Origin of the sequence: Gordonia sp. (in: high G+C Gram-positive bacteria) (assembly GCF_012515855.1) — a bacterium.
Taxonomy (GTDB): domain Bacteria; phylum Actinomycetota; class Actinomycetes; order Mycobacteriales; family Mycobacteriaceae; genus Gordonia.
Genome location: NZ_JAAYXO010000179.1, coordinates 1 through 8566 on the forward strand (window position 1 = coordinate 1; position 8566 = coordinate 8566).

The window sequence follows — 8566 nt, forward strand, 5'->3', positions numbered from 1 at the left end:
CGCCGCATCATGCGTTCACCATCTGGTGCACCCGTTCCCAGGCTTCCCGCCGTGCGCCGTCGGGGTCGCGTTCCACCCGCGGCGGGTCGTCGAGGATCATCACGCGACGATCGTCGCGGGTGTAGGCGGGCCAATCCGGTGCCGGAACCCCGGTCCGGGCGAACCAGGTCCACCGCGACTGCATGGTGGCGCTGATCCGCTTGCTGGACCCCCAACTGCCCGCGGCCGCGATTCCCGCGCCGATGGGATCGCGATAGATGCCGAACAGCGCGAGCAGTTCGGTCGCGTGGGTGGCGCCGATCCCGCTCGCTTTCAGCAGCGCCGGGGCGTAGTCGTACCGGTAGACGTAGGTCGGCGCGTGCTCCGAGTGGTAACCGGCGAACAGGATCGTCGGCGTCCAGAAGGTCGCGTCGGCGGCCAGTCGCACGTCGTCGCGCTTGCCCGGATACAGGATCTCGAGCTGCTCGATGACCTCCTTGTCGTCGATGCCGACGAGAGCCTGCGTGGAGTCGGGCAGGATGTCCCAGAACCGCGCGAAGAGTTCGCCCTCGTCCTTGTTGTTGCCCACGATCGTCGGCACCGGAATCGTCTGTCCCACCCGGGCCGCGTCCAGGGGACTCAGCGGCAGGTAGTCGCCGTCGACGACAGGCGAGAACGGGATCGCGTCGCTGATCTTGGCGGCCCGGGTGAAGCCGAGCAGCTTGTTGCCCGCCGCCAGCAACTCCGTCGCCGAAGCGCCGTCGATGATGCGGGCGACCTCCTCCGGATCGAGCGGCGGCTCGTCGCGCTCGGTGCCCTTGCGCCGCGTCGGGTCCTTCAGCAGCCGGACGTACTCGTCCGCGAAGAGCTGGGCGTTCTCCCGGGTGACGAACAGGTCGGGTGCCGGGCTCTGCGAGATGGCACCGGAGAACAGGCCTTCTGCGGCCGGAGTCGACAGCAGCGTCAGCACCGCGGAACCTCCGGCGCTCTCGCCGAAGATGGTGACTCGCTTGGGATCGCCGCCGAACTCGGCGATGTTGCGCTGCACCCATTCGAGACCGGCGACCATGTCGCGGAGCCCGAGGTTGCTGTCGAACTGGCGGTCGTCGGTGGAGTAGTCGGTGAAGTCGAGGAAGCCCAGCGGGCCGACCCGATAATTCACCGTCACCACGATCACGTCGCGCAGTCGCGCCAGGTACGAGCCGTCGTAGATCGGCGTCGACGTGCCGCCGAGGATGTAGGCGCCGCCGTAGAAGAAGACCATCACCGGTCGCGGCGTCACCGACGTGGTGGCCGGGGCGAAGACGTTGAGGGTCAGGCAGTCCTCGCTGCGCGGCTGGAACTTTCCCGCACCTCGCGCGGTGAAGATCTTGTCCTGCACGGGCGCGTTGCCGTAGTCGTAGCACTCGCGAACGCCGGGCCACGGGACCACCGGCCGGGGCGCGCGCCAACGGTATTGCCGCACGGGCGGTTCCGCGAACGGGATGCCCCGCCACGACACCGTGCCGCGACGACCGCCGCGGCCGCGCTTACCGTCGACGGCGCCATCGGCCAACTGGACCACAGTTTCCATTCCTGCCATGCGGTCGAGACTAGCTGGAATCCGTCACTACCATCGTGAGGTGTGGCCCCCATTTCGCGCGCAATCGATCTGAACGCCGACCTCGGCGAAGGCGTCGGCGACGACACCGCCATGCTCACCTTGGTCACCAGCGCCAACATCTCGTGCGGCTTCCACGCAGGCACCCCCGTGCTGCTGCGGCAGACCTGTCGTGACGCCGTGGCCGCGGGCGTACGGATCGGCGCCCAAGTCTCGTACCCGGATCTCGCCGGATTCGGGCGGCGTTTCATGGACCTCGAACACGACGATCTGGTGGCCGACCTGCTCTATCAGGTCGGGGCCCTGCGCGCCCTCGCCGCGTCGGTCGGCGGGACCGTCGACTACCTGAAGCCGCACGGTGCGCTCTACAACACCGTCGTCCATCACACCGGACAGGCGCTCGCGGTGGTCGAGGTCGCGTCGTCGTCCGGTCTACCGCTGATGTGTCTGCCGGGATCGGAGGCCGCCCGTCTGGCTCACGATGCCGGACTGACGGTGATCAGCGAGGCCTTCGCCGATCGCGGTTACACCGCGGACGGCCGCCTGGTGCCGCGTACCCAACCGGGCGCCCTCCTCACCGACCCCGAAGAAGTCGCCGAACGCGTGCTGATCCTCGCCGAGACCGGTCGGATCCACGCGGTCGACGGCACCGCGATCGACGTCGTGGCGGATTCGGTCTGCCTGCACGGGGACACTCCCGGCGCGGTCGAACACGCCCGCCGTGTCCGCGCTGCCCTGGCGCACGCGGGCGTCGCTGTGCGCTCACGATGAGCGAACCCGCCAACACGCGAGGTCTCGCCGCGGGCTTCGGCGCCTACGCACTCTGGGGCCTGTTCCCGCTCCTGTTCGTCGCCCTGCGTCCCGCGGGCGCCTGGGAGATCCTCGCCAACCGCATCCTCTGGACCGCCCTCCTCTGCGCCGGCGTGCTCCTGGTGCTGCGCGACTGGGCATGGATCGCACCCCTGCGCCGACAGCCGCGCCTGATGGTCGGGGTCACCGCCGCGGCCCTGCTGATCGCGACCAACTGGGTGGTCTACGTGGCCGCCGTGACCTCGGGCCACACCAGCGACGCCGCCCTCGGCTATTTCCTCAATCCCCTCGCGACCGTCGCGCTCGGAGTGCTGGTCCTCCGCGAGCGGCTTCGGCCCCTCCAGTGGGCTGCCGTCACGGTGGGCGTCGTGGCGGGCGCCTACCTCGCTCTCGCCGCCGGATCGTTCCCCACCACCGCACTGGCGCTGGCGATCTCGTTCGCACTGTACGGACTGGTGAAGAAGAAGGTCGGCGACACGCTCCCCGCGCTCCACAGTCTCACGCTGGAGACGGTGATCCTCTCCCCCGCGGCGGCCGTCATCCTGGTGATCGTGGCGTTCACCCCGGCGGGGCTCACGTTCGGCGACAACGCGGTCCACACCGGACTGCTGGTGTTCTCGGGCGTCGCGACCGCCGTCCCGCTCCTGCTGTTCGCCGCTGCGGCACGCCGCATCCCGCTGGTCACGATCGGCCTGATCCAGTTCATCACCCCGATCATGCAGTTGCTGTGCGCGGTGCTGATCCTCGACGAGCACCTGCCGCGCGACCGCTGGATCGGCTTCGGCATCGTGTGGGCGGCACTCCTGCTGTTGGCCGCCGACAGCGTCCTCAGAGTTTGGTCGAGTCGGTCTTCTTCAGTTCGCGGTTGACCGAGTCCATGGTCTCGGCGGCCCACGTCTTGGCCGCGGCCGTCGCGGCGGCGGTCCGCTTGGCGAGAACGCCCGGATCACGCGGGACCGGCGGCGCCACATCCACCGGAATCTCCTGAACCGCGGGATGCAGTTCGATCGTCAGGAAGGCTCCGACCATCACCAGCACTCCGCCGATGAGCACGAAGCCGCCCACGGCACCGCTCGCCGCGATCTCGACGGACAGGAAGCGGGTGGCCAGAAGCATGCTGCTGAAGGTCACCACGCCGAAGGCGATCACGCTGACCCGGTGCCGCGACCAGCCCAGTTCCGGGCGGGTCAGGGCGGCCTCGAGGGTCAGGGTGAAGATCACGCCCGCCAGCACGTCGATGGCGTAGTGGAAGCCGAATCCGAGAGTCGCACCGGTGGTTCCGGCCAGCCAAGCGGTGCCGAAGATCTTCGATGCCAACGGCCCACGCCACCCGTGCAGGAAGATGCACATCGCCCACGCGGTATGGAGGCTCGGCATACAGTTGCGGGCGACGGTCTGATCGAACAACGGCGCCGACGGATCGCCGATGATCGGCAACTGCATGGGCCACACGTTCTGCCAACCCGCGCCGATCACCTCGTTGCCGAATGCGTAGGTCGGTCCGACCACCGGGAACAGAAAGTAGACCACCGGCCCGATCATGCCGATCAGCAGGAAGGTCCGAACGATGTGATGCCGGGGGAAGCCGTCCCTCGCGCTGTGACGCAGTTGGAAGAACGCGATCACCGCTGCAGCCACCGGGAGGAAGACGTACACCTCTCGGAGCACTGCGGTCAGCCACTCCGTCTGGGACACGACTGAGCCGATGGCCCACGACGGGCTGCCGAGTGCTCGGTCGGCCAACTCTACGTACTCGTCGAACACCGCGGGGTTGGCACGGGTCGACAGCACCAGCCCCACGTCACCGACCCGCCCCATCACGATCAACAGCAGGCCCAGGCCGACGGCCTTCAACGTGCTCGCCCGCTCGCGTCCGCGCAGTCGCCAACCGGCGAAGGCAGCTGTCCCGAGGAGAACGAAGAGAATGCCGTTGCCGATGGTGCCGTTGTCACCGACGGCGACGCGCTGGAGATTCCACACCAGCTCGAGCGCAACGGTCGAGGCGAGAACCGGCAGCCGCAGTCGTGCGGGCAGACACACCAGGGTCAGCAGCATGCCCGCGATCTTGATCTCGCCGATCGTCGGGCGTCCGACGAGATCGGTCGCGAGCAGGCTCAGCGGACCACGAATGTGATTGACGCGAGCAACGACCTCGATGATCAACACGAACGCGAGGAGCAGACCCACCAGCAGCATCCACATGCCGCGGGAGAACTCGACGCGCCGACCGGAGCGGATCTGCTCCCACACCGAACGCACCGAGTCCCACGTGAACATTCACTACACGTTAGTGAACAACTACTGAACAGTAAGAATCGGGTGATGGAATCGTCACCGAGTCGTTGACGGGTCGCCACCCCACACGACCGAAAACTCCCGTTCGCCCGTTAATCGGGGGTCGCCCGCCCTCAGGACAGGCGGCGCTGACGCGCGAACTCCGAGAGCACCACACCGGCCGCGACCGACGCATTGAGACTCTCGACGTTGCCCGCAATCGGGATCGACAGGATCGAGTCGCAATTCTCCCGGACCAGACGCGACAGGCCTTTGCCCTCCGAGCCGACGACGATCACCACGGGGCCGGTGCCGTCGTAGTCGTCGAGCGAGACGTCGCCGCCCGCGTCCAGACCGACGATCTGCGCGCCCTTCTTAGCCCAGTCCACCAGTGTGCGGTTGAGGTTCGGGGTGGCCGCGACCGGCAGTCGCGCCGCGGCGCCCGCGCTGGTGCGCCACGCCACGGCGGTCATGCCTGCACTCCGCCGCTGCGGAATCAGGACACCGTCGCCGCCGAACGCGGCGACGCTGCGGATCACGGCACCGAGGTTGCGCGGGTCGGTGATGTTGTCGAGCGCCACGAGCAACGGCGCAGCGCTGCCGGCCAAGGCGTCGGCCATCACATCGTCCGGGTGCGCGTACCGGTACTCCGGCACCTGCAGCGCGAGCCCCTGATGCAGGCCGTTCGGCGACATGCGGTCGAGCTCGGGGCGGCCGACCTCGAGGATCGAGATCCCGCGATCACCCGCCGTCTGCACGGCTTCCTTGACCCGCTCATCGGCGTCGATCGTGGTCATCACGTAAAGCGCCGTCGCCGGCACCTCCGCGCGCAGGCACTCGACGACCGGATTGCGGCCGACGACGTACTCGGGACCGCCGTCCTCGGACTTGCGATGGTTGCGTCGACCACCGACCGCTTTGGCCTTGGCCTTGGCATCGGCCTTCGCCTTCTTGTGGGCCGTGTGATAAACCCGGTCCTCGGCTTTCGGGGTGGCGCCCCGACCTTCCAGACCACGTCGACGCTGACCGCCGGAACCGACGGTCTGCCCCTTCTTGCTTCCGGACTTGCGGATAGCGCCTCGGCGCTGCGAATTCCCCGCCATCAGTGTTCCTTCGATTTGAGCGCCCAGCGGGCGCCGTCGGGAGTGTCGGTGACTTCGATGCCTGCTTCGACCAATCGGTCGCGCACCTGATCGGCAGTAGCCCAGTCCTTCTCGGCACGGGCCTGCGCACGTCGGACCAATTCTGCCTGGATCAGCACGTCGAGCGCACCGTGAGCGTCATCATCGCCGGATACGTCCGCCCAGTGCGGATCGAGCGGGTCGGTGCCGAGCACACCGGCCATCGCACGGACCTGAGAAGCGATCTCGCGGGCGCGAGCACCGTCACCGGACTCCAGCGCGGTGTTGCCCTCGCGGACCGCGTTGTGGACCACGGCGAGCGCCGCGGGGACACCGAGATCATCGTCGAGCGCGCCGGCGAACTCGTCCGACACCTCGCCCACCGGCACCTCACCTGCGCGTTCGACCACCCGGTGGACGAACGATTCGATGCGGCGGTAGCCGGTCGCGGCCTCCGACAGCGCCTCGTCGGAGTACTCGAGCATCGAGCGGTAGTGCGCGCTGCCCAGGTAGTAGCGGAGCTCCACCGGACGCACCTTCTGCAACATGGCCGGGATCGCCACCACGTTGCCGAGCGACTTGCTCATCTTCTCGCCGCTCATGGTGACCCACCCGTTGTGCAGCCAGTACTGGGCGAACCCGTCGCCCGCGCCGTGGCTCTGAGCGATCTCGTTCTCGTGGTGCGGGAAGATCAGGTCCATGCCGCCGCAGTGGATGTCGAACTCGGCGCCCAGCAGCGAGGTGGCCATCGCCGAGCACTCGAGGTGCCAGCCGGGACGGCCGTCGCCCCACGGCGTCGGCCATGACGGCTCGCCGGGCTTGGCTGCCTTCCACAGGGTGAAGTCGACCGGGTTCCGCTTGCCGGTGCCGGCGCTCTCGCCCTGGTGCACGTCTTCGAGCTTGTGCCCGGACAGGGCACCGTACTCCGGCAGGCTCGCGACGTCGAAGTAGACGTTGCCGTCCGAGGCATAGGCGTGACCGCGCTCGATCAACCGCTCCATGTAGGTGACCATCTGGGTGACGAAACCGGTCGCGCGCGGCTCTGCCGACGGCGGGAGCACACCCAGGGCGTCGTAGGCCCTGGTGAACTCACGCTCGTGCGTAGCGGCCCACTCCCACCAGGGCCGACCCGCCTCCTGCGCCTTGCGCAAGATCTTGTCATCGATGTCGGTCACGTTGCGGACGAACAGGACGTCGAGTCCGCGGTAGCCGAGCCACCGGCGGAGCACGTCGAACGCGATACCGCTGCGCACATGGCCGATGTGGGGAACGCCCTGCACCGTCGCACCACACAGGTACACCGAAGCCGTTCCGGGTCGAAGTGGAACGAAGTCGCGCACCTCGCGGGTGGCCGAGTCGTACAGGCGAAGAGTCACGGCCTGCAAGTCTACTTGAGCGAGAGGAGTGCTGTTGCCACCGCCGCGATCCCCTCGCCGCGGCCGGTCAACCCGAGGCCGTCGCTGGTGGTTCCGGACACCGAAACCGGTGCCCCGATGAGCTCGGAGAGGCGGGCCTGCGCGTCTGCTCGACGCGGTCCGATCTTGGGCCGGTTGCCGATCACCTGGACCGCCGCATTGACGGCTTCGTAACCTTCCGCCTCGATCAGCTCCCGCACGTGGGTCAGCATCGCTGCGCCGGTGACGCCTGCCCACTCCGGTCGCCCCACGCCGAACACCGCGCCCACATCGCCGAGACCCGCGGCCGACAGCAGCGCATCGCACAGGGCATGTGCGCCGACGTCTCCGTCGGAATGCCCGGAACAGCCGTCGGCGTCGTCGAACAGCACCCCGACCATCCAGCAGTCACGCCCGGGTTCGATGGGGTGAACGTCGGTGCCGATTCCCACGCGGATGTTCATCTGGTCAAAGCTCCCGTGAGGTGATGAGTCGAGCGAGTGCGAGATCGACCTGGGTGGTCACTTTGAAGGCCATCTCGTGGCCGGGCACCACCCGCACCGAAATGCCGAGGGACTCGACGAGTCCGGCGTCATCGGTGGCGTCACCGCCACCACTGTGCGCCTGTCGCAGCACCTGTGCGGGGAATCCCTGCGGGGTCTGGACGGCGCGCAGCTCACTGCGGTCGGGCGTCTCGAGGACAGTACCGTCCGGGGCGACGCGCTTGAGCGTGTCGACCACGGGGATCCCCGGAACCACAGCGCGCGCCCCATCGTCGAGCGCCTCCACCACTGCGGTGAAGAGCGCCGGCGGCGTGAGCGCGCGCGCTGCGTCGTGCACCAGGAACAACTCGGCGTCGGGCGCGGCCGCGAGGCCGGCTCGCACCGAGTCGCTGCGCTCTGCTCCCCCGACCACGACCAGCGCGTCGGGGACCAGAGCAGCTGCCTGGTCGATCAATTCTGCGGGAGCGGCCACCACGATCTGGTCGACCGATCCCGATCGCCGCGCCGCGTCGGCGCTGAGTTCGAGCAGCGTGGAGCCATCGATCTCCACGAAAGCCTTGGGCACCGCCTCGCCGAGGCGCGTTCCCATGCCAGCGGCAAGAATCAGCGCGGCGACGCGGGTGCTGCCGTCTCCGGTCAGGACGCCTCGGCGAGAATCTCGTCGAGCATGGTGTCGGCCTTCTCGTCGTCGGTGTGCTGCGCGAGCGAGAGCTCGTCCACCAGCACCCGGCGAGCTCGGGTCAACATCCGCTTCTCGCCTGCAGACAGGCCGCGGTCCTGCTCGCGACGCCAGAGGTCGCGGACGATCTCGGCGACCTTGATGATGTCGCCCGAGATCAACTTCTCCTGGTTGGCCTTGAAGCGGCGGGCCCAGTTGGTCGGCTC

General features: G+C 68.4%; 8 protein-coding genes and 1 pseudogene. 2 read left to right on the forward strand and 7 right to left on the reverse strand.

The window, feature by feature from the left end:
* Nucleotides 1-7 precede the first annotated feature (7 nt).
* Nucleotides 8-1561, reverse strand: a complete 1554-nt coding sequence (locus GX543_RS12915) for a carboxylesterase/lipase family protein (protein WP_290852385.1) — start codon at nt 1559-1561, stop codon at nt 8-10.
* 42 nt (nt 1562-1603) lie between these two features.
* On the opposite strand from GX543_RS12915, the gene GX543_RS12920 reads away from it, so the two are divergent.
* Together GX543_RS12920 and rarD are read left to right on the forward strand one after the other, a co-directional pair.
* Nucleotides 1604-2350, forward strand: a complete 747-nt coding sequence (locus GX543_RS12920) for a 5-oxoprolinase subunit PxpA (protein WP_290852386.1) — start codon at nt 1604-1606, stop codon at nt 2348-2350.
* The gene (rarD, locus tag GX543_RS12925) at nt 2347-3258 is read left to right on the forward strand and encodes an EamA family transporter RarD (RefSeq protein ID WP_290852388.1); all 912 of its coding nucleotides are present in this window, start codon (nt 2347-2349) and stop codon (nt 3256-3258) included. Before GX543_RS12920 ends, rarD begins: the two co-directional genes overlap by 4 nt.
* On the opposite strand, the gene GX543_RS12930 is transcribed toward rarD, so the two are convergent.
* The 6 genes and pseudogenes from GX543_RS12930 to GX543_RS12955 all read right to left on the reverse strand — a co-directional run.
* Nucleotides 3218-4666: a phosphatase PAP2 family protein gene (locus tag GX543_RS12930; protein ID WP_290852390.1), complete on the reverse strand. Its 1449-nt coding sequence runs from the start codon at nt 4664-4666 to the stop codon at nt 3218-3220. The genes rarD and GX543_RS12930 overlap by 41 nt on opposite strands.
* 131 nt (nt 4667-4797) lie before the next feature.
* The gene (gene rlmB / locus GX543_RS12935; protein WP_290852391.1) at nt 4798-5766 is read right to left on the reverse strand and encodes a 23S rRNA (guanosine(2251)-2'-O)-methyltransferase RlmB; all 969 of its coding nucleotides are present in this window, start codon (nt 5764-5766) and stop codon (nt 4798-4800) included.
* The gene (gene cysS, locus GX543_RS12940) at nt 5766-7160 is read right to left on the reverse strand and encodes a cysteine--tRNA ligase (RefSeq protein ID WP_290852392.1); all 1395 of its coding nucleotides are present in this window, start codon (nt 7158-7160) and stop codon (nt 5766-5768) included. Before cysS ends, rlmB begins: the two co-directional genes overlap by 1 nt.
* Before the next feature lie 11 nt (nt 7161-7171).
* Nucleotides 7172-7642 (reverse strand): 2-C-methyl-D-erythritol 2,4-cyclodiphosphate synthase, encoded by a 471-nt coding sequence (gene ispF, locus GX543_RS12945; RefSeq protein ID WP_290852394.1) that lies wholly within the window; start codon nt 7640-7642, stop codon nt 7172-7174.
* 4 nt (nt 7643-7646) lie between these two features.
* A complete protein-coding gene (ispD, locus tag GX543_RS12950) occupies nt 7647-8321 on the reverse strand; it encodes a 2-C-methyl-D-erythritol 4-phosphate cytidylyltransferase (protein ID WP_290852396.1) in 675 nt (224 codons plus the stop codon).
* A pseudogene (locus GX543_RS12955) lies at nt 8318-8566 on the reverse strand (CarD family transcriptional regulator); the annotation flags it as partial. The gene ispD and the pseudogene GX543_RS12955, both read right to left, overlap by 4 nt.